This window comes from Buttiauxella gaviniae ATCC 51604 (assembly GCF_001654835.1).
Classification (GTDB): Bacteria; Pseudomonadota; Gammaproteobacteria; order Enterobacterales; family Enterobacteriaceae; genus Buttiauxella; species Buttiauxella gaviniae.
In genome coordinates this window covers 26,799-48,808 of record NZ_LXEP01000031.1, presented here as the reverse complement: position 1 = coordinate 48,808, position 22,010 = coordinate 26,799, and the positions used below count along the sequence as shown (strand labels likewise).

General features: G+C 51.6%; 14 protein-coding genes. 10 read left to right on the top strand and 4 right to left on the bottom strand.

What is annotated here, in order from left to right; translation table 11 throughout:
* Positions 1-67: 67 nt before the first annotated feature.
* From fepD to fepC, 3 genes are read left to right on the top strand one after another with little or no spacing between them, the layout of a single operon-like run.
* Positions 68-1,057, top strand: coding sequence for a Fe(3+)-siderophore ABC transporter permease (gene fepD, locus M977_RS16075; RefSeq protein ID WP_064516818.1), 990 nt, complete (start codon positions 68-70; stop codon positions 1,055-1,057).
* Between the two features lie 35 nt (positions 1,058-1,092).
* Complete coding sequence (gene fepG, locus M977_RS16070) at positions 1,093-2,046, top strand: iron-enterobactin ABC transporter permease (RefSeq protein ID WP_064517651.1); 954 nt, start codon at positions 1,093-1,095, stop codon at positions 2,044-2,046.
* Positions 2,043-2,843, top strand: a complete 801-nt coding sequence (gene fepC, locus M977_RS16065; protein WP_064516816.1) for an iron-enterobactin ABC transporter ATP-binding protein — start codon at positions 2,043-2,045, stop codon at positions 2,841-2,843. The genes fepG and fepC overlap by 4 nt, the downstream gene beginning before the upstream one ends.
* A gap of 129 nt (positions 2,844-2,972) precedes the next feature.
* On the opposite strand, the gene M977_RS16060 is transcribed toward fepC, so the two are convergent.
* From M977_RS16060 to fes, 3 genes are read right to left on the bottom strand one after another with little or no spacing between them, the layout of a single operon-like run.
* Positions 2,973-6,896 carry an enterobactin synthase subunit F gene (locus tag M977_RS16060; RefSeq protein ID WP_064517649.1) on the bottom strand — a complete coding sequence of 1,308 codons (3,924 nt, stop codon included), beginning with the start codon at positions 6,894-6,896 and terminating at the stop codon, positions 2,973-2,975.
* Positions 6,897-6,900: 4 nt separating this feature from the next.
* Positions 6,901-7,122, bottom strand: a complete 222-nt coding sequence (locus tag M977_RS16055; protein WP_064516814.1) for an MbtH family protein — start codon at positions 7,120-7,122, stop codon at positions 6,901-6,903.
* A gap of 15 nt (positions 7,123-7,137) precedes the next feature.
* Positions 7,138-8,352 (bottom strand): enterochelin esterase, encoded by a 1,215-nt coding sequence (gene fes / locus M977_RS16050; RefSeq protein ID WP_064516811.1) that lies wholly within the window; start codon positions 8,350-8,352, stop codon positions 7,138-7,140.
* Positions 8,353-8,630: 278 nt separating this feature from the next.
* Between fes and M977_RS16045 the strand changes: the two genes are divergently transcribed.
* The 3 genes from M977_RS16045 (at position 8,631) to gdhA (ending at position 13,140) form a co-directional block, all read left to right on the top strand.
* Positions 8,631-10,913 (top strand): TonB-dependent siderophore receptor, encoded by a 2,283-nt coding sequence (locus M977_RS16045; RefSeq protein WP_064517647.1) that lies wholly within the window; start codon positions 8,631-8,633, stop codon positions 10,911-10,913.
* A gap of 105 nt (positions 10,914-11,018) precedes the next feature.
* Positions 11,019-11,693, top strand: a complete 675-nt coding sequence (entD, locus tag M977_RS16040; RefSeq protein ID WP_064516809.1) for an enterobactin synthase subunit EntD — start codon at positions 11,019-11,021, stop codon at positions 11,691-11,693.
* 103 nt (positions 11,694-11,796) lie between these two features.
* Positions 11,797-13,140 (top strand): NADP-specific glutamate dehydrogenase, encoded by a 1,344-nt coding sequence (gene gdhA / locus M977_RS16035; RefSeq protein ID WP_064516807.1) that lies wholly within the window; start codon positions 11,797-11,799, stop codon positions 13,138-13,140.
* 81 nt (positions 13,141-13,221) lie between these two features.
* Here the strand turns inward: gdhA and opgB are convergent, their stop codons facing one another.
* Positions 13,222-15,501, bottom strand: coding sequence for a phosphatidylglycerol--membrane-oligosaccharide glycerophosphotransferase (gene opgB, locus M977_RS16030; protein ID WP_064516805.1), 2,280 nt, complete (start codon positions 15,499-15,501; stop codon positions 13,222-13,224).
* 442 nt (positions 15,502-15,943) lie between these two features.
* On the opposite strand from opgB, the gene ahpC reads away from it, so the two are divergent.
* The 4 genes from ahpC to M977_RS16010 all read left to right on the top strand — a co-directional run bounded on the left by ahpC (position 15,944) and on the right by M977_RS16010 (position 21,963).
* Entirely contained in the window at positions 15,944-16,507 is a 564-nt protein-coding gene (gene ahpC, locus M977_RS16025) for an alkyl hydroperoxide reductase subunit C (RefSeq protein WP_064516803.1), read from the top strand.
* Between the two features lie 99 nt (positions 16,508-16,606).
* Positions 16,607-18,175 (top strand): alkyl hydroperoxide reductase subunit F, encoded by a 1,569-nt coding sequence (gene ahpF, locus M977_RS16020; RefSeq protein ID WP_064516801.1) that lies wholly within the window; start codon positions 16,607-16,609, stop codon positions 18,173-18,175.
* Between the two features lie 219 nt (positions 18,176-18,394).
* A complete protein-coding gene (locus M977_RS16015) occupies positions 18,395-19,483 on the top strand; it encodes a NapC/NirT family cytochrome c (protein WP_064517645.1) in 1,089 nt (362 codons plus the stop codon).
* A 38-nt stretch (positions 19,484-19,521) separates the two neighbouring features.
* Entirely contained in the window at positions 19,522-21,963 is a 2,442-nt protein-coding gene (locus tag M977_RS16010; protein WP_064516799.1) for a trimethylamine-N-oxide reductase 2, read from the top strand.
* The last annotated feature ends 47 nt before the right edge of the window (positions 21,964-22,010 follow it).

Below are 22,010 nucleotides of genomic sequence, written 5' to 3'. Positions count from 1 at the left end.
ATGATAATAACTATCATTTAATTTTACATGATTTTTGTAGGGCTACGAAGTGAAGGATATACAACGTATGTCACGCTGGTTCATCCTGCTGAGTTTGCTGTTTTTACTCGTTTTAATGGCAATACTCAGTTTGTTATTAGGTGCCAAATCCCTCCCTGCCGAAGTGGTTATCGATGCACTTAGCAGCCAATGCCAAAGTGCAGATTGCACTATCGTGCTCGACGCTCGCCTCCCCCGCACGCTCGCCGGTATTCTTGCGGGCGGCGCGCTGGGCCTTGCCGGTGCGTTGATGCAAACCCTGACCCGAAACCCACTGGCTGACCCCGGTCTGCTTGGCGTTAATGCCGGAGCAAGTTTTGCCATTGTGTTGGGTGCGGCCGTCTGGAGTCTGACCTCTCCTCTGGCGCTCCTTGGGCTTGCCTTTTCAGGCGCGCTGTTTGCTGCCCTGGTGGTGGCATTTACCGGTAGTCAGGGTGGCGGCCAACTCAGCCCGGTGCGCTTAACGCTGGCAGGTGTTGCACTCGGTGCGGTGCTCGAAGGTTTAAGCAATGGCATCGCGCTACTTAACCCGGTGGTCTATGACCAGCTACGTTTCTGGCAGGCCGGTTCACTCGATATCCGTACGCTCTCAACGTTGAAAGTCATTGTCTTGCCCGTGCTGGCTGGCGGTGCGATTGCGCTGCTTATCAGTCGTTCGCTAAACAGCCTGAGCATGGGCACCGACACTGCAACTGCACTTGGCAGCAAAGTGGCACGCACTCAGTTGCTCGGTTTAATCGCCATCACTTTATTGTGTGGCAGCGCGACCGCCGCTGTCGGACCAATTGCTTTTATTGGCCTGATGATGCCGCATCTGGCACGTTGGCTGGTGGGCGCTGACCACCGATGGTCGCTTCCCGTCACCTTGATTGCCACACCGGTGCTATTGCTGTTCGCCGATATTGTTGGCCGCATGCTGGTTCCTGGCGAATTACGTGTTTCAGTGGTGAGCGCATTTATTGGCGCACCGATGCTCATTTACTTAGTCCGCCGCCAGCGTAAAGGAGCAGGAATTTGAACCGCCTCTCCCCTCGCCTGTTAATCAGCAGCCTGATGCTATTAATGCTCAGTATTATTCTCGGATTGTGGAGTCTGGGGAGTGGCGTTTTGCCACTATCAGTCAACCAGGTGATTGACGCACTACTCGGCTCCGCACCACGCAATATCTCACTGGTCGTCGTTGAATGGCGTTTACCACGCGTTGTCATGGCGCTGCTGATTGGTGCAGCGCTGGGCGTGAGTGGTGCCATCTTCCAGTCACTGATGCGCAACCCGCTCGGCAGTCCGGACGTGATGGGTTTTAATACCGGGGCGTGGAGTGGTGTTCTGGTCGCCATGGTGCTGTTCGGCCAGCACCAGACTGCAATTGCTACCTCCGCCATGGCTGGTGGCATTATTACTGCGCTGGTGGTCTGGCTGCTCGCGTGGCGAAACGGCATTGAAACTTTCCGTTTGATAATCATCGGTATTGGCGTGCGAGCCATGCTGGTGGCGTTCAATACCTGGCTATTGCTGCATGCCTCGCTTGAAACCGCTATTTCCGCAGGGCTGTGGAATGCGGGTTCCCTGAACGGTTTAACCTGGGGGAAATTATTCCCGGCAGCACCGTTAATGTTGCTGGCATTAGTGGCTGGCGCATTGTTAGTGCGGCGCATGCGTTTGCTGGAAATGGGCGATGACAGCGCCTGCGCGCTCGGTGTTTCCGTGGAGCGATCTCGCCTGCTGTTGATGCTAACGGGGGTTATCCTCACCGCCGCCGCAACGGCACTCGCCGGGCCGATTTCGTTTGTCGCACTTGTCGCACCACATATCGCCCGCCGTTTGAGCGGCACTTCACGCTGGGGTTTGCTGCAATCTGCATTATGCGGCGCAACGCTGTTGCTCGCAGCAGACCTGTGCGCTCAACATCTGTTTATGCCGTATCAATTACCGGTCGGCGTCGTCACCGTAAGTCTCGGCGGTATTTATCTTATTGCGTTGTTGATTCAGGAGTCCCGTAAGAAATGAGCCAGATTTCCACTCCATCGCGCCTGCAAGGCGAAAAATTACGGCTTGGATATGGCAATCATGTGGTGGCCGACGGCCTGACCGTTGCCATTCCTGACGGGAAATTTACCGCGATTATCGGCCCTAACGGCTGCGGGAAATCCACGCTGCTGCGCACGTTAAGCCGCCTGATGAAACCGATGCACGGCCAGGTGTGGCTCGACGGCAATGAAATCCACCGTTTTGCCACCAAAGAAGTGGCGCGGCGTGTGGGTTTGCTGGCACAAAATTCCACAGCTCCGGGGGATATTAGTGTGGCGGAACTGGTGGCTCGCGGCCGTTACCCGCACCAGCCGATGTTTTCGCGCTGGCGCGAAGAAGACAGCCAAGCGGTCGAGCGGGCATTAAAAGCGACAAACATTGAAGATTTGGCCGATCAGCCGGTGGATACGCTTTCTGGCGGCCAGCGGCAACGAGCCTGGATTGCGATGGTGCTGGCGCAGGAAACCTCCATTTTACTGCTTGATGAGCCGACCACCTGGCTTGATATAAGCCACCAGATTGATTTGCTGGAATTGCTGCGCGACCTCAACCAAAAACAAGGTTACACGCTTGCCGCCGTGCTGCACGATTTGAACCAGGCCTGCCGTTACGCCACGCATTTAATCGCCTTGCGGGACGGCAAGATTATCGCCGAAGGGGCACCGACCGAGATTGTCACCCCTGAACTTATCGAAGCGATTTACGGCCTGCGCTGCATGATTATTGAAGATCCGGTGGCGCATACGCCGCTGGTGGTGCCGCTCGGACGGACGTGAAGTATCGGTGGATGTCGCTTACGCTAATCCCCCCTACAAAACCTGCTCATCCGTAGGTCGGATTAGCGCAGCGACATCCGACATTCTTCAACAACGTCGGAAGACAAAAAATCGTGCCGCCGCATTTGTTTAATCCAACGCTAACACTCGCTGCAATACCGGCCCAATTTCCTCGAAAGCATGGGGGGATATGATATCGACATGGGCGCAATCGAGGCGGAACACATCAAGCTCACCCACCCACGGAGCCCAGGTTTGCTGCGGGTCCATTCCTTCTGGCAACGTCCGTTCGGCAACAAACAATGTGGCTTTACCCGCAAACGGCACACTTTGCGCCGTGGTCAGCAGGCGCACCGCATCACCATAGTTCCCTTCGATAGCCTCGAACAAAGCACCTGAGGCTTGCCCCTGCTGTGCGGCGACAAAAGCCTCACGTTCGCGGTTGATTTCATCAAGCACCGCCGGGTCGAGTTCGTTGGCACCTTTTTCAGCCCAGTTTTGCGTTTCCGGTGGCCAGGTATCTAACAGTCCTAAGAACGCCACCTTTTCACCCGCCGCTTCAAGACGCGCTGCAATACCTTGCGCGAGCGTACCGCCTAACGAATATCCCATCAGGTAATACGGGCCATGCGGCTGAAGTTCACGCAGGGTTTGCAGATGCATTTCACAAACCGGCGCCAGGTTTTCAGCTTGCTGCATTGGGCCATTCGGGCGCGGGGACTGAATGCCGGTTATCGACCAGCGTGGGTCGAGATAGCGCTGCAACACGCTAAATTGCCAGGCAAAGCCAGACGCCGGGTGGAAGCAATAAAGCGTTGGTCCGGTGCTTTTACGCAGCGGCAGCACGGCTTCAAACCCTGCCCGATTCGCTTCTTCTTCGTCGCAATCATGCGCCAAAATTTCAGCAAGCTGGCCGACTGTCGACGCCACCATCACTTGCCCCACGGTTACTGGCCTTTCAAGCGTACGGCGAAGTTGAGCCGCGAGGCGCATAGCCAATAGTGAATGGCCGCCGAGGGCAAAGAAATCGTCGTCTATGGAGTGAATTTCGCAGCCCAGCAAATGGGCAAAAGCGTCAGCAATGGTGATTTCTAAAGAAGATTCCGGTGCGCGCCCTGAGCCACGTAACGCCAGTTCCGGCAACGGCAGCGCTTTTCTGTCCAGTTTGCCGTTCGCGCTCAATGGGAAATCATCAAGCTGAATAAGCGCGACCGGCACCATATGCGCCGGGAGCACGTCGCTCAATTGTTCAAGCAGAGTGTCGACTGGCAAAACCTCGCCTGAGGCCGAGACCAGATAGCCCACCAGTTGGCGGGCATCGCCACCGCTTGCGGCCTCTTTATTGAGCACGCAAGCATGCGTGACTGCCTGAACCACACCCGGCAGCGCCTGCAAAGCGCGGTCGATGTCACCCAGTTCGATGCGCTGGCCACGAATTTTAAGTTGATCGTCACTGCGCCCAAGGTATTCCACCGCGCCATTATCAAGCCAGCGAGCCACATCGCCCGTGCGATACATACGCTCGCCCGCAACAAAAGGATCGGCAACAAAGCGACTGGCGGTAAGATCCGGGCGGGATAAATAGCCCTGCGCCAGTTGGATCCCGGTAAGGTAAAGATCACCAGCAACACCCGGTGGAACCGGGCGCATTGCCGAGTCCAGAATTCGCAGCCCGGTATTCCACACCGGCCAGCCAATTGGCACGCTGCTGCCAGAGACTTGCGCTAACTCGTCACCAAATGCCGGATACCAGCTCACATCAACGGCGGCTTCCGTTGGCCCGTAAAGGTTGTGCAGCGGCGCATGGGTGAGCTGCTCCCACTGGCGGCAAAGTTCGGTCGGCAGCGCTTCGCCGCTACAGAATACGCGTTTCAGACTGGCGCATTTCGCCACTGCGTCGGCATCGTTTAAAGCAGCAACAAACGCCGCTAACATCGACGGCACAAAGTGCGTGGTCGTCACCCGGTAGCGGGAAAATAACTGCTGCAACGCTTCCGGGTCACGGTGTGCTTCTGGCGGAGTCATCACCAGTTGAGCACCCACAATATACGGCCAGAAGAATTCCCAAACCGACACATCAAAACTGCATGGCGTTTTCTGCAAAACTACATCATCGCCATTTAACGGATAGTGGTTTTGCATCCACAACAGCCGGTTCACGATGGCCTGCTGCCCGACCATTACCCCTTTCGGGCGGCCGGTTGAGCCTGATGTGAAAATCACATAAGCGGTATGTGCAGGGCGTGAGAGATTGTGAGTCTGCGGCGGCGCAAGCGTTGCCAGCACGTTTTGATAGCAGAAAGTTTGCAGGCCATGAACAGCACTAAAACGTGGCAACTGCTCTTGAGAAGTGAGCAATAAACGTGGCCCGGCATCTTCAAGCATCATATGAAGGCGCTCATCGGGATAGCCGGTATCCAGCGGAAGCCAGGCCGCACCGACTTCAACAATCGCTTGCAGCGCCAGGGATAAAAAGACCGAACGAGGGAGTGCCACGGCAACCACATCACCCGGTTTTACGCCGCGTAACAGCAGCTCACTCGCCAATGCCCGAACCTGTTCACGCATCTCGCGATAACTGAACTGGTGATTTTCATCCGCCAGCGCCCGGGCATCCGGTGTGCGCTCCGCTTGCTTCGCAATAAGCTCGCTTAACGTTGTCGCCGGGACTGGAGTTTGCGTGGCATTCACGCTTTCCAGCAGCGAGATTTCGGATTCATGCAACAACTGGGCATCGGCGCATCGTAATGCGGGATTGGCCGCAAACTGGCGCAACAAAAGTGGCAAGCGCGCAATATGCTGCTGCAAAGTTTTTGCATCATAACGCTCGGAATTTGCCAGCATTTCAAGGGAGAAGTCGCCTTGTTCACTGATATACAGCGCAATTTCTAAATCACGTACCGGGCCGGAGGCCAGTTGATGTGTAATGCCTTCGATACCGTTGAAATCCAGACGGTAATCGAACATTTTCAGATTCAGCACCGGGCCGAATAATGGCTCTGAACTTGCGGCCTGCCCCAAATCACGCTGGATTTGCTCGGCATCGTAGCGCTGATAACGGCGCATACCTTTCAGCTCTTTAGCCAGGTTTGCCGCCAGATCCACGAGGGTGAAGCCGGGTTCGATACGCACACCAAACGGCAGCACATTCAGCACCGGGCCAGTGGCACAAAGTGCCGCGGAACCCATGCGGCGCATAAAGATAAAACCAGCGGAATACTCATTGCTGCCACTTAAACGCCCGAGCCACAACGCCACCAGCCCTAATGCCATATCAGCGGGCGTCAGGTTGTGAAGCCGTGCGTGTTCAACCAGACACTGAAAATCTGCACGGCCAAAACTCAGCGACTGACGGATAAGTTGTGTGGTGGAACCATGGCTGGTGAGCGGTTGTGTTGAAAGCGTGGCGGGTGGCGGCAGTTGTTTGGCTTTCTCAGCCCAGAACGTCGCATCGCGTTTCCACGCGTCGCTTTCGCGGTATTTTTGGTACTCGGCAACCACGTCGCTAAATGGTGTAAACGGCGAGGGTTCTGGCGATTCGCATTGGCAAAGTGCACTATAAATATTGGCAATTCGGCGGGTAATGGCGGTGAAACTGAAGCCATCAACCACTAAATGGTGAAAACGTTGATACCAGAACCAGCGTGTGTCGCTGATACGCAGCAACTGGTGGTGGTAGAGCGGTTTGCCGCTGGAAATGCGCAAATCCCCGTCGAGATCGTCGCGCATCATCGCTTGTGCGGTGGTGTTAGGATCGATTTCGTTGCGCAGATCAACACAACAAGGAGCAACAAACGACGCGTTGGGCTCTATCCACTGGCGCGCTTCGCCGTCCACTTCGCTAAAGCTCATGCAAAGGGTATCGGCCTCTTTCATGCCTGCCACTATCGCCTGGCACAGTAACGCTTCGTTGAGTTCTCCATTTAGCTCAACATAGTGTGCCACGCTCCACATATTGGACTGTTGTGACAGCTGATCAGCCATCCAGATTCCAGGCTGTGCTGCCACAAGCGGCATGGTTTTGATCTGTTGTTCCAGTTCTTGCGTCATCATTACTTCACTCACCAATAACCTCTTCTTTTGCAAAGGAGGCGGGTTGAAGATTGCTCCAGTTGGCAAGCAGCCAGTGGTTACATTCATCATTTGATGCGGGTTCACAAACCACCTGCCAGCCATCGGGCAATGCACAATGTTCCGGCCATAAGCTGAACTGTTGCTGCGCATTTTCAAGGATGAAAAAACGGCTCTGCAATGAGTCGAAAGGGTTACTGAATTCCATAGTTAACTCCGCTCTTTAAGGCGCTTTCCAAAGCCAGGCGAGACCGTCCAAAAGACCGCCTCGCCAGCAAAGCGCATCGTGCCCACCATCAACCTGACGGTAGAAAACAGCTCGCTGTGTTTGTTGTAGTAAGGGGTAAATTCGTTGATTAACTTGATAAATGAGAGGTTCTCTGACCCCTGCCTCAAGATAGATACGCAGCGGTTTTCCACACGCAAGCCCATCTTCCAGTTGCCGTATCAATTGCCCGCCTTGCTGGTTGTTTTCACGACGTGGCCACCAGTAAGAACCGGACTGACTGAGCACGCAGCCAAATTGTTCCGGCCAATGGAGAGCAGCATAAAGCGAAGAAAGCCCACCAAAGCTTTGGCCGGCGACGACCGTGGTTTGCGGGGTTTCATTCCAGCTGGTGAGCGAGCGTAATTGCGGCAATAGCTCTTCCTGCACCGCCAGCCAAAACTGCGCATTACAGGGCAGTTCATCACTGCGCGTTGAATTGTCGATGACATCAATAAGCACGTAAACCGCGGGAGGCAATACTCCGTCATCGGTTTGAGCCTGGAGCGCAGACCACACCGGCATGCTTTCGGCCCAGAATTGCCCGTCGAGCAAAATTGCCAACGGGCGCTGCTCTGGCTGGACGTCACCGGTTGCAAAAATCCAGACGTTACGTTGATTTTTCAGGCGCGAACTTGTCCAGGTTATGCAACGTGCTGCGGCATACAGCGTGTCGGGTTGAGTCCAGCCCTCTTGTTTCGGCGCATGAGGGAGATGGAGTGCTGACATTGGATGCCCTCGCCCACCGAGCCAGCTTTCAGAATTTAGCGGGTCGGCAATCGCAAGTGGCAGCAGTTTTCGCCAACCTTCGCGCAGCGCCATGCGCTCCGGCACGATGCCTTCAAAAGCCTCTGCCGGGAAATCATCTTCGCTGTTTGTTGGAATGAGGCAATAACTGCCGCGCCATGTAGCAGTTAGCTGCGTTTGCCATTGCCAGACATCAGTTCCGGCAATGCGTTCTAGCGTTTGCGGACGCGAGCGTTGGTGGTGATCCGTTACGCCCGTGATGTAAATCCAGACTCGCTTTGTCGGTGACATTTGCTCGCAACCCTTAGGGTCACGCCACAAAAAAGTCACTTCACATAGACCATCATTTTCACAGGTAACGGCGGGTATCCCTTGCGCCTGTTTTTCCTGCCACCAGCTCTCACTTCCTGTCAGCAAATTCACCACTCGAACATAACCCCATGAAAGTATTGATAACGATCAATTAAGCTGAAATATATTGATAATACTATTGATAATTATTTGCATTTGCAATAGCGTATTTCCGCGCTTTGGGCTACCAGCTTACTGGTGCAAAAACAATTAATTGCCGGACTTGAACGCACGATTCCCTCATTTCGAGGCTGTTGCAGACAGTTTCGGTATCGCTTCGTAACATCCATGCTGCGCCCGATCCCTCTGGGAATGGAATGACACCGGGCCCAGCGGAAAAGCAGGCCGCCATAATGAATAAGAAAATTAACTATTCCCTCGCAATGCTAATCAATCTGGGAATCTACGGTGTTGCTGCACCTGTCTTTGCGGCAGAGCAAGCGGCACCAGCAACGGCTCAGACCGCTGCAGCCAACAATGACGACACGCAAAATCACGCTGATGAAGACACTCTGGTTGTTACCGCCGCCGCGCAAAATTTGCAGGCACCAGGCGTTTCAACCATCACCGCTGAAGAGCTGAAAAAACGCCCACCAGCGCGTGATATTTCTGAAATCGTCCGCACTATGCCAGGCGTTAACCTGACCGGTAACTCCACCAGTGGTCAACGTGGCAACGGCCGCCAGATTGATATTCGCGGTATGGGCCCGGAAAACACCCTGATTCTTATCGATGGCAAACCGGTCACCAGCCGCAACTCGGTACGACTTGGCTGGCGTGGCGAACGTGATACACGTGGTGATGCAAGCTGGGTACCACCTGAAATGGTCGAGCGTATCGAAGTCATTCGTGGCCCGGCCGCAGCGCGTTACGGTAACGGTGCGGCAGGCGGTGTAGTCAATATCATCACCAAAAAAGGTACCGGTGAATGGCATGGTACCTGGAACACCTATCTCAATGCCCCTGAGCACAAAGATGAAGGCTCCACTAAGCGCACCAACTTCAGCCTGAACGGCCCACTGGGTGGAGATTTCAGCTTCCGTCTGTACGGCAACCTCGATAAAACTCAGGCCGATGCGTGGGACATCAACCAGGGCCATCAGTCTGAACGCACCGGTATTTATGCCGATACGCTGCCCGCCGGGCGCGAAGGGGTAATTAACAAAGATATCAACGGCGTCGTGCGTTGGGACTTCGCACCAATGCAATCTCTGGAACTGGAAGCGGGTTACAGCCGCCAGGGCAACCTGTATTCCGGCGATACCCAAAACACCAATACCAACCAAATCGTGAAAGATAACTATGGCAAGGAGACTAACCGCCTCTACCGCCAGAGCTACTCCATGACCTGGAATGGTGGTTGGGACAGCGGCCTGACGACCAGCAACTGGGTGCAGTACGAACACACCCGCAACTCACGTATGCGTGAAGGTCTGGCCGGTGGCACCGAAGGGATTTTCTCCAGCGATAAATTCAGCGATATCGATCTGAGCGATGTGCTCTTGCACAGCGAAGTGAATATCCCGATTGATTTCGTGTTTAACCAAAACCTGACGCTGGGTACCGAATGGAACCAGCAAAAGATGAAAGATTTGTCGTCAAACGGTCAAACCTTTATGGGCGGCCCAATTCCTGGGTCGAACAGCACCAACCGTAGCCCATATTCTCAGGCAGAGATCTTCTCACTGTTTGCTGAAGACAATATGGAACTGACCGACAGCACCATGTTGACTCCGGGTCTACGCTTTGATCATCACAGCATCGTGGGTAATAACTGGAGCCCATCTCTGAACCTGTCTCAAGGTTTGGGTGATGACTTCACCCTGAAAATGGGTATTGCTCAGGCGTATAAAGCACCGAGCCTGTATCAGACCAACCCGAACTACATCCTCTACAGCAAAGGCCAGGGTTGCTATGCAAGCGGCACCGGCGTGGGCTGTTACATGATGGGTAACGAAGACCTTAAAGCTGAAACCAGCGTCAACAAAGAGATTGGTCTTGAGTTCAAACGTGACGGCTGGCTAGCTGGTGTTACGTGGTTCCGCAATGATTATAAAGACAAAATCGAAGCGGGTTACGCGCCAATCGGCCAGACTTCTTCAGGCAAAACCAAAACCGATATTTACCAGTGGGAAAATATTCCTAAGGCACTGGTAGAAGGGCTGGAAGGCACGTTAAACGTACCGGTTTCCAATACAGTGAACTGGACGAATAACATCACTTACATGCTGGAAAGTAAGAATAAAGAGACCGGCGAGCGCCTGTCCGTTATTCCGGAATATACGGTAAACTCTACCCTGAGCTGGCAGATTCGCCAGGACATCTCTGTGCAATCGACCTTTACGTGGTACGGCAAACAACAGCCGAAGAAATACAACTACAAAGGTTTGCCTGCAACGGGAACAGAAACCAACGAAGTTAGCCCTTATAGCATTGTTGGCCTGAGTGGGACCTGGGACGCAACGAAGAATGTCAGCCTGACTACGGGTATCGACAATGTCTTCGATGAACGCCACTGGCGCGCAGGTAATGCCCAAACAACGGGTGGCGATGCCGGTTATATGTACGGTGCAGGTGCCGAAACATATAACGAGTCAGGACGTACTTACTATGTCAGTTTGAATACGCATTTCTGATAGACCTCCGCTTAGGCCATGCAGTCCCTCTCCTTTTGGGAGAGGGAACTGCGATAACTGCCCTCATCCCAACCTTCTCCCCATGGTAGAAGGAGAAAATATCTTATGAATACTCAGCTCACCCATTTCAGCCTCTGTGACACGACGCAAACTATCGTGCGGGTGGATTTTGACGCCGCCACTTTTCAACCCGATGACCTGCTGTTACTTCCGCATCACAAGCGTCTTGAAAATGCTGTCAGGCAACGCAAAGCCGAGCATCTCGCTGGCCGGATTGCTGCCAGAGAAGCGCTGCGTCTTCATGGAATAAGCCATCATATTCCGGGCATTGGCCTGCACCGTGAACCTTGCTGGCCGCCAGGGTTTACCGGCAGCATGACTCACAGCGGCAATGTGGCGCTGGCAACAGTAATCGCTGACTCGGCGCAAATGCGTGTGGGAATTGGCATTGATTGTGCTGAAATTATTACGCCAGATGTCGCCGGGGAAATTTACCCTGGCATAATTGATAGCGCGGAAAGAGAAGTTCTGTGCTCGACCGCCCTCCCCTTTCATTACGCATTAACGCTGGCATTCTCTGCCAAAGAAAGTTTATTCAAAGCCTTGTTTCGCCACGTTGGGCGCTATTTTGATTTTTCAGCTGCATCCATAAGAAAAATAGATGACAAGAATCTTATTCTGACGCTCAATCATTCACTCGGACCATTTGAAAAAGAAATAAAATTCAAAGTGATATGGGAAAGTCACGCTGCGCAATTAATAACGCTAATACAGTTATAAACAGCATAAGATAAATCACTTGCGGCCTGGTAATAAGTGAATGTTATATTCGAAAGAACACAACACATCTACAACATCACTTATAACAAGGACTTCTTAATCTATGGAAAACTCGCTTTCTCTCGAATCATTCCTCACCTCTGTACAACAACGCGACCCAAACCAGCCTGAATTTGCTCAGGCCGTTCGCGAAGTCATGACCACTCTGTGGCCGTTCCTGGAGCAAAATCCGCAATATCGCCGTTTGGCTCTTTTAGAGCGCCTTGTTGAACCAGAACGTGTGATTCAATTCCGCGTCACCTGGGTTGATGACCAAAATCAGGTGCAAGTTAACCGCGCCTGGCGCGTACAATTTAGCTCGGCGATTGGGCCATTCAAAGGTGGGATGCGTTTCCACCCGTCAGTGAACCTCTCAATTCTGAAATTCCTCGGCTTTGAACAAACCTTCAAAAATGCGCTGACCACATTGCCAATGGGCGGCGGTAAAGGCGGTAGCGATTTTAACCCGAAAGGCAAAAGCGAAGGCGAGATCATGCGTTTTTGCCAGGCACTGATGACGGAACTGTATCGCCATCTCGGGCCGGATACCGATGTTCCAGCAGGTGATATTGGCGTTGGAGGCCGTGAAGTTGGCTTTATGGCGGGGATGATGAAAAAACTCTCCAACAACACAGCCTGCGTGTTTACCGGCAAAGGTTTGTCGTTCGGCGGAAGCCTGATTCGCCCGGAAGCGACCGGTTACGGTCTGATCTACTTCACCGATGCGATGCTCAAACGTCATGGCCTGGGCTTTGAAGGAATGCGCGTTGCCGTTTCTGGTTCCGGTAACGTGGCGCAATACGCCATTGAAAAAGCATTATCACTGGGTGCGCGCGTGGTAACGGCGTCGGATTCCAACGGCACTGTCGTGGATGAAGCGGGTTTCACTACCGAGAAGTTGGCGCGTCTGGCTGAGATCAAATCCAGCCGCGACGGGCGCGTAGCCGATTACGCGAAAGAGTATGGCCTGCAATATCTCGAAGGGCAACAACCGTGGAGCGTACCGGTTGATATCGCGCTGCCGTGTGCCACACAAAACGAACTGGATACCGAAGCCGCACGTGCGCTTATCGCCAATGGCGTGAAAGCCGTGGCAGAAGGCGCGAATATGCCGACCACCATCGAAGCGACCAATCTGTTCCTGGACGCGGGCGTGTTGTTCGCACCGGGCAAAGCGGCAAACGCAGGCGGCGTGGCCACTTCAGGTCTGGAGATGGCACAAAACGCCGCTCGTATGGGATGGAAGGCCGAAAAAGTTGATGTTCGCCTGCATCACATCATGCTGGATATTCACGAAGCCTGTGTGAATTACGGTGGCGAAGATAAGCAAACGCATTATGTTCGCGGTGCGAATATTGCGGGCTTTGTAAAAGTGGCCGATGCGATGTTAGGGCAAGGCGTTTTATAAGACGCCTTTAGAAAAATCTGACAATACCCTAAATAATTCGAGTTGCAGCCAACACAGCTGCAACTTGAAGTATGACGGGTATTACGTTGCCGGAACGACCTTAATATCACCCATCCCAATCCCAATCTTGCGCGGTTCGTGGCCAAGAATATTGCCTTCATTAGATAACTGCGGCTGCGGCGGAATAATCTCCAGCAGATTACTGCGCTCTGGATTATCAAAATGCAGCGTCGTGGTACTTAACTCTTCGCCAAGCGTTAGTGTCTGCTGCTGGTTCCCGACTTTGACCGGCACCGGTTGTCCGATATTCTGGCCAAACGCTTTAGCTGTTATTACCAGGTCAAATTTCTCGGGCAGCGGCTCGGCATATTCAATTTTCACTTCCGGTGCCAGATTCGCATTCGACCAACGTCCCCACTCTTCCGGACGAGAAATACCGGCATACTCTTTCACATTAAGTGGCGCACCCGGCACATTGAAAATAAAGCTATCTGCCTGGTAGCGGATGGCGTTTTCATCCACTTTCAGTAACGCGACATTCTTTTTAAAGCGCGTTTGGTCGATATCCTGTTTGGCAAATTCAACCGCATGCTGTTCCTGCTGTTGTTCAATCAAACGCACTGACGGTTGGCCGCCAACTTGCCCCTGAGCCACGCACAGTCCGGTCGAAAGTACCAGTTTAGGTTCCCATAAACGCGCCATTTTGAAGCAGCGATCGGCCCAAATGAACTTGTCATTTTCTTTAAAGTCAGCAAGTTGGTAGCGCAATGGTGCTGAATATTCGCTTTCAGGCAACGGCTCTATTTTTTTATCCATAATGCGCAGCAATAAAGGCATTTTGAAATGCGCGCCTGAATAGCTAAAGGTATTTTTCTTCTGATCAATCTCATACTGGCTAATAGTTTTCGGGAAGTTCCACAGATCGATTACGTCCGGTTTCCACTCCATCACCTTTTCTTTGACGTTAAGAAATACCGATGCAATCGACTGCCCGGACAAACTACTGCGCCCTAAGCCAAGATAATTATCGCCGCCTAAAACATCTAATACCGTTGCACCGTTATCCAACGTACTGCGTTTAACTGGCACCAGATCGGCCTGTGGTTTATCACCGCGAATAATAAAGAACAGGTTATTTCTTTCATGCTGATTGAGGTATTTATACGCGGTGTTATTCATTGCCAAATGGTCGGAACTTACTACAATGACGGTATTTTTAAAATACGGTGATGCTTTTATCTTTTCGATAAGTGCAGCGACATGTTCCTGGCTGCAAGCCACGGCGCTGAAGGATTGGTTTTCTTTGCCGTCAAAATTGTAGCTACGGCGCTTACAGGTTTTCGAGATAAAGCCGTCCGGGTGATGCGTGTCGACGGTCAGCGTAAACAGTGAGAAACGCTTATTCTTTTTCGACAGCTCAACATACTTTTCATAGACCTCGTCCAGAACCGTATCGTCGTAGAAACCCCAGTTATTGCGGTATTCCGGGTCTGCGACCATGCTTTTCAGCTCTTGCGCGCCGTACATATGGTCGAAGCCATGAGACTGTAAAAAAATGTCTTTGCCCGCAAAGCGTAAGTCTGCGCCCTGCATAAAGTAGTTTTCATATCCCGAGGCTTTCAGAATATCGCCAAGGCAGATATTTTTTGGGAAAAAACTCGACATTGAAGCTGATGAATTCCCCTCAAATGGTGCAAATAAAGGAATACCACATTGCGAGGCGACCATTCCGGCAATGGTGTAATCGGTGCCGGGTAATTGCACCGTATGGCTGAAATCTATTGCTTCATCTTTAAGCCCGGTTAATTCCGGCGCTAAATCAGGGAAGAACTCTGGCTGTAAATAAGTACGTTCCAGACTTTCACCGTAAATATAAACCAGGTTTAATTTAGGATCTTTAATGCTCCCCTGCGGGACTTTGTAATAAACATCAAAATCTGAGTTACCAGAACGAGTCTGTGATTTCACCAATTCTGTGACCTGGCGAAATGCTGGCGAGGCATCGACCGAACCCATCGCTAACGCAAGCGCCAACAGGCTGTAGCCAAAATGGTGAGGGTAGTTTTTACGGCGGCGTAAAATCCAGGTCAAACCGCTGAAAACGGCCACCAGCGCAACAAACACCCCGACACCTGGCAAGATATACTTCCCGATCCCTGCCCCAGTCAGGCTGCTGGTAAGGGTGTAAAGCACAGCATCGTTGATCCCATCGCCTGTGAAGTAGTTACTAGCAACAAAGGTCACGTTCAGGACAATATAGAGTCCTAAAATCAGAAGGATAGCGCTAAACCACCAGGCGTTACGACCTGCTTTTACGGCGTATACGGCAATAGCTGCGACAAACAACACAATTGAAAGCATTTCCGACAACGCCTGACCCTCGAAATAGATGCGCACAATGGCACAAAGCTGTACTCAGAGATTAGTGAGCGCTAAATCTAACGTTGTTGTCACAGTCCTGCAATTTCCCTGACATGAAAATGTGCTCTATTTCGGAATTGTACCCGCTGTAAATATGGGTATTGCATTGTTCGATAGTAAATAGCTATCAGAACCATCGTTAATACAACGGTTGAGTGGATTGACCAATACTGCGCGCAAATGATTTAATCGCGCCGCTGTTATAATTTTTTAAAGTGGAATTGTAACGCGCAACATGAAGGCCACCCCGCAACGGGTGGCTTTTTTTATGCCTGCCATTTCGCTTGTAAGGTATTACTTATCAATTCGATACGGTCTACCCATTAGAGCCAAATGCGAATATTCGGTACCTTTCTCCCATCGCAAAACGGAGGAAGTACAGATGTCTTTAATTAACACAAAAATCAAACCATTCAAAAACAGCGCTTTTAAAAACGGTGAATTCATTGAAGTAACCGAGAAGGATGTAGAAGGCCGCTGGAGCGTTTTCTTCTTCTATCCAGCTGACTTTACTTTTGTATGCCCAACTGAACTGGGCGATGTTGCTGACCACTACGAAGAATTCCAGAAACTGGGCGTGGATATCTACTCTGTTTCAACTGACACCCATTTCACGCATAAAGCATGGCACAGCAGCTCTGACACCATCGCTAAAATCAAATATGCGATGATCGGCGACCCAACTGGGGCACTGACTCGTAACTTCGAAAACATGCGTGAAGATGAAGGCCTGGCGGATCGCGGTACCTTTATCGTTGACCCACAGGGCATCATTCAGGCTATCGAAGTGACTGCTGAAGGCATTGGCCGTGACGCCTCTGACCTGCTGCGTAAAGTGGAAGCGGCTCAATACGTTGCTTCTCACCCAGGTGAAGTTTGCCCGGCTAAATGGAAAGAAGGTGAAGCAACGCTTTCTCCATCTTTGGACCTCGTCGGTAAGATCTAAAAACAATAAGACAATGAACACCTGCAATAACTAACTCAGCGGTGGGCAGCGCGCAAGCCTGTCCACCCTGGTTATTCTCGCCATCAGGGAGATTTACACATGCTCGACAACAACATGAAAACCCAGCTCAAGGCTTACCTTGAGAGATTAACCAAACCTGTTGAGTTGATTGCCACGCTGGACGACAGTGCAAAATCAGCCGAGATAAAGGAACTGCTGGCAGAAATTGCTGAGTTATCTGACAAAGTTTCGTTCACCATTAATAACGATTTGCCGGTGCGCAAACCGTCATTTTTGATCACCAACCCAGGCTCCGATAAAGGCCCACGCTTTGCGGGTTCCCCACTCGGCCACGAATTTACTTCTCTGGTTTTGGCTTTGCTTCAAACCGGAGGACATCCGTCGAAAGAGTCACAAGATTTGCTTGAGCAGATCCGTGAAATCGACGGCGATTTCCATTTTGAAACCTATTACTCGCTTTCGTGCCACAACTGCCCGGATGTGGTGCAGGCGCTGAACCTGATGGCGGTGCTAAACCCGCGCATCAGCCACACCGCGATTGACGGTGGCGTGTACCAGAATGAAATTGCGGATCGCAACGTAATGGGCGTGCCTGCTGTGTTCCTGAACGGTAAAGAGTTCGGCCAGGGCCGCATGACGCTGGCTGAAATCGTCAGCAAAATTGATACAGGCGCTGAAAAACGTGCGGCCGAAGCGCTGAACAAACGCGAAGCTTACGATGTATTGATCGTCGGTAGCGGCCCTGCGGGGGCTGCCGCAGCGGTTTACTCGGCACGTAAAGGCATTCGCACCGGTTTGATGGGCGAGCGTTTTGGCGGCCAGGTTTTAGATACTGTTGATATCGAAAACTACATTTCCGTACCAAAAACGGAAGGCCAAAAACTGGCTGGCGCACTGAAAGCTCACGTTGATGACTACGACGTGGATGTTATTGATACGCAAAGTGCCAGCAAGTTAATCCCGGCTAAGACTGAAGGCGGTTTGCACCAGATTCAAACGGCGTCTGGAGCAACACTTAGTGCACGCAGCATCATCATTGCGACCGGTGCCAAGTGGCGCAACATGAACGTACCGGGCGAAGAACAGTACCGCACCAAAGGCGTGACATATTGCCCGCACTGCGACGGCCCGCTGTTTAAAGGTAAACGCGTGGCGGTTATCGGTGGCGGTAACTCCGGTGTGGAAGCAGCGATTGACCTGGCGGGTCTTGTTGAACACGTTACGCTGCTGGAGTTTGCCCCAGAAATGAAAGCCGACCAGGTTTTGCAGAACAAAGTTCGCAGCCTGAAAAACGTCGACATCATTTTGAATGCGCAGACGCTGGAAGTGAAAGGCGATGGCAGCAAAGTCACCGGGTTGCAGTATAAAGACCGCGTGACTGAAAACGTGCATGAAATTGAGCTGGCCGGTATTTTCGTACAAATAGGCCTGCTGCCTAATACCAACTGGCTTGAAGGCAGCGTTGAACGCAACCGCATGGGTGAAATCATTATTGATGCGAAGTGCGAAACTACCGTTAAAGGTGTGTTTGCTGCGGGTGACTGCACTACCGTGCCTTATAAACAAATTATTATTGCGACGGGTGAAGGTGCAAAAGCCTCTCTGAGCGCGTTTGATTATTTGATTCGCACTCCTATCGATAATTAAAAATCATTATTTACCTGCATATTAAAAAGCGGCTTCGGCCGCTTTTTTCATTCTTTAAATGAATCAAATACCCCCCATTATTCATTAACTAAATGTAATAAATAACTTTTTCTATCTACACCTCATTTTCTATTAAGTGCCATTGACATATTTCGGCTCACTGTTCAAATACACATAAAATAACCAATGTTTTATATTAAAAAGTTCAATGAGAATAATATGAACAAGAAATGGATTTTTGTGGTTTGTATGGCAAGTATCGTCGTTGGAGTTATGTTAACCGCACTCACCGGATGGGGTTTAAAAAAGACCTCACAAACAGAATTTTGCCTCTCATGTCATACCATGCAAGCACCCTACGAAGAGTATCAAGGGTCGGTTCATTTTATGAATCAAAAGGGTATTCGCACCGAGTGCAAAGATTGCCATATTCCGGAAGGTGGGCTCGATTACCTCGTGACTAAGCTTCGCGCCAGCAAGGACGTTTATCACCAATTTATCACCAACAAAATTGACACCCCTGAGCAATACGAAGCCCATCGCCTTGAGATGGCGCAAACCGTATGGAACCAGATGAAAAACAACAACTCTGCCACCTGTCGTTCCTGCCACAGCATGGAAGCGATGGACCTGCAAAAACAGAGTAGCGATGCGCAGAAAATGCATGCTTTGGCGGTGAAAGAGAACCAAACCTGTATTGATTGCCACAAAGGTGTCGCCCACTTCCCACCTGAAGTCAGCGTAGATAGCAAAGCGTTGGATACAATGATGACAGAAGCCGTTAAAACCCCAGTCGATTCCCCAGAACGCTTTGCCGTAACCCCAACGCCGTTGGGCACATTGGGCACTGTCTATCCAGCGACAAAAATGAAAGTTTTGCGCCAAATAGATGATGGGCAAGAAGTTGAGATTACTGGCAGCCAGATGCAGGGTGCAGAGCAGGTTATCTACCTTGCAACAGGCCAAAGGCTGGTCATTGCCTCTCTTACCCCTGAAGGAATGCAAGCGCTTAAGCCACTGGGTGAATGGCAAAAAGACAGTTACGGCAATGTCTGGCGCGACGTTAGCCTGCAAGGTCCGGTCACAGAGCACTCGTTGGCAAGCCGCGAACCTCTTTGGCGATATGCAAAATCCCTCGACACCGCTTACTGCTCCGGTTGCCACGCCCCTATAGCCGCAGACCACTACACCCTCAACGCCTGGCCTTCTATTGCTAAAGGAATGGGGGCCCGCACAGATATCAGTGATGACGATCTGGACATTCTTACGCGTTGGTTCCAGTACCACGCTAAAGATGCTGCCCGGTAAGCCGTACGTCATAGCCATGTTCATTTAAGGAGAGAATGATGAAGTTAACACGACGTAGTTTTTTGAAAACGGCAGGCGGTACCGCGGGCGCCATGGTGGTGTCCTCAGCAATCCCGCTTCCTGCATGGGCTGAAACACCCGCAGGTACAGTACTTACCGCAGCTCGCTGGGGAGCAATTGAAGTTGAAGTGAAAGATGGGAAGATAGTCTCTTCGAAAGGCGTTCTGGCTAAAACCATCGAGAACTCACTACAGAGCAGCGCACCTGATCAAGCTCATACCGCCTGTCGAATTAAGTACCCTATGGTACGTAAAAGTTATCTCGCCGCACCAGGAACAGCAGATGGAAAACGCGGTAAAGATGAGTTTGTCCGCGTCTCCTGGGATGACGCGCTAAAGCTCATTCACGAACAGCATGCTCGTATTCGTACCACTCATGGCCCGGCATCTATCTTTGCGGGCTCTTATGGCTGGCGCTCCAGCGGAGTGCTGCATAAAGCACAAACACTATTACAACGTTATATGAGTATGGCTGGTGGTTACGCTGGTCACACTGGGGATTATTCCACCGGTGCTGCCCAAGTGATTCTGCCGCACGTTGTCGGTTCCGTTGAGGTTTACGAACAGCAAACCGTCTGGCCCATGATCCTTAAAAATAGCCAGGTCGTTGTTCTGTGGGGAATGAACCCGCTAAATACGCTGAAAATTGCCTGGAGCAGTACCGATGAACAAGGCCTGGAATATTTCAATCAGTTGAAAGCTTCTGGCAAAACGGTGATTGCCATCGATCCTATGCGTTCAGAAACCATCGGTTTCTTTGGTGATAAAGTTCAGTGGATTGCTCCCAACATAGGTACTGACGTTGCACTGATGTTGGGGATTGCCCATACGCTGGTTGAAGCAAACCTGCACGATAAGGCCTTTATCGAGAAATACACCACCGGATACGCGGAGTTTGAGTCCTACCTTCTTGGTAGTGCTGACAAAACGCCTAAAAACGCCGCCTGGGCTGAAAAAATATGCGGGGTTCCTGCCAAACAAATCACGCTGCTGGCTGAGATATTCGCCAAAAATAAAACCATGCTTATGGCTGGATGGGGTATCCAGCGTCAGCAGTATGGCGAACAGCGCCACTGGATGCTGGTGACACTCGCAGCAATGCTTGGGCAAATTGGCAGTGAGGGTGGTGGTTTCGGCTTCTCCTATCACTATTCAAATGGTGGTAACCCAACGCGTAGTGGCGGCGTACTCACGGCAATTTCTGCAACCATTGCAGGCAACTCTTCAGCTGGGAATGACTGGGCTACATCCGATGCTGTCACTAATATTCCGGTGGCGCGTATTGTCGAAGCATTGGAGAACCCTGGCGTTAAATACCAACACAACGGTAAGGAACAAACCTTCCCTGATATCAAAATGATCTGGTGGGCAGGCGGCGGTAACTTCACCCATCACCAGGATACCAACAGGCTTATTGCCGCCTGGCAGAAGCCAGAGCTGGTGGTTATTTCTGAATGCTACTGGACAGCTGCTGCAAAACACGCGGATATCGTGCTGCCGATAACGACCTCCTTTGAACGCAACGATCTGACCATGACCGGCGACTATAGCAACCAACACCTGGTGCCGATGAAGCAGGCCATTGCACCACAGTTTGAAGCGCGTAATGACTTTGACGTATTTGCCGATCTGGCAGAACTGCTCAAAGCAGGAGGAAAAGCCGTTTACACCGAAGGGAAAGACGAAATGGCCTGGCTGCGCGAGTTCTACGATGCCGCGCAGAAAGGAGCCCGTGCACAGCGCGTCAATATGCCGCAATTCTCTGCTTTCTGGCAGGCAAACAAGCTTATCGAAATGCGTAAAAACCCGAAAAATGAAACCTTCGTACGCTATGCGGATTTCCGCAAAGACCCGGTGATGAACCCACTAGGTACACCGAGCGGAAAAATAGAGATCCACTCAAAAACTATCGAAGAGTTTGGCTATAAAGATTGCCCGGCGCACCCGACCTGGCTTGAACCAGATGAATGGGCAGGCAACGCTCAACCGGGTCAGCTGCAACTTTTAACCGCGCACCCGGCTCACCGTCTGCATAGTCAGCTTAATTATGCCGAATTGCGTAACAAGTATGCCGTAGCGAACCGCGAACCTGTCTATATCCATTCTGATGATGCTGCAAAACGCGGTGTTAAGAATGGGGATACGGTACGAGTGTGGAACGATCGTGGCCAGGTTTTAGCGGGCGTTGTGGTTACTGATGGGATCAAACTCGGAGTAGTCTGCATTCACGAAGGGGCCTGGCCGGATCTTGATCCAGCAACCGGTATTTGCAAGAACGGTAGCGCTAACGTGCTGACCAAAGATATTCCAACATCACGCCTGGCAAATGGCTGCTCTGCAAATACGTCATTGGTGAAACTAGAGAAGTATTCAGGAGCGGAGTTAACACTTAGTGCATTTACGCCTCCTGTCGGAGCGTAACATAAGACAGTAAACCCCTTCGGTAATAGCCTTAGGGGTTTATTTTC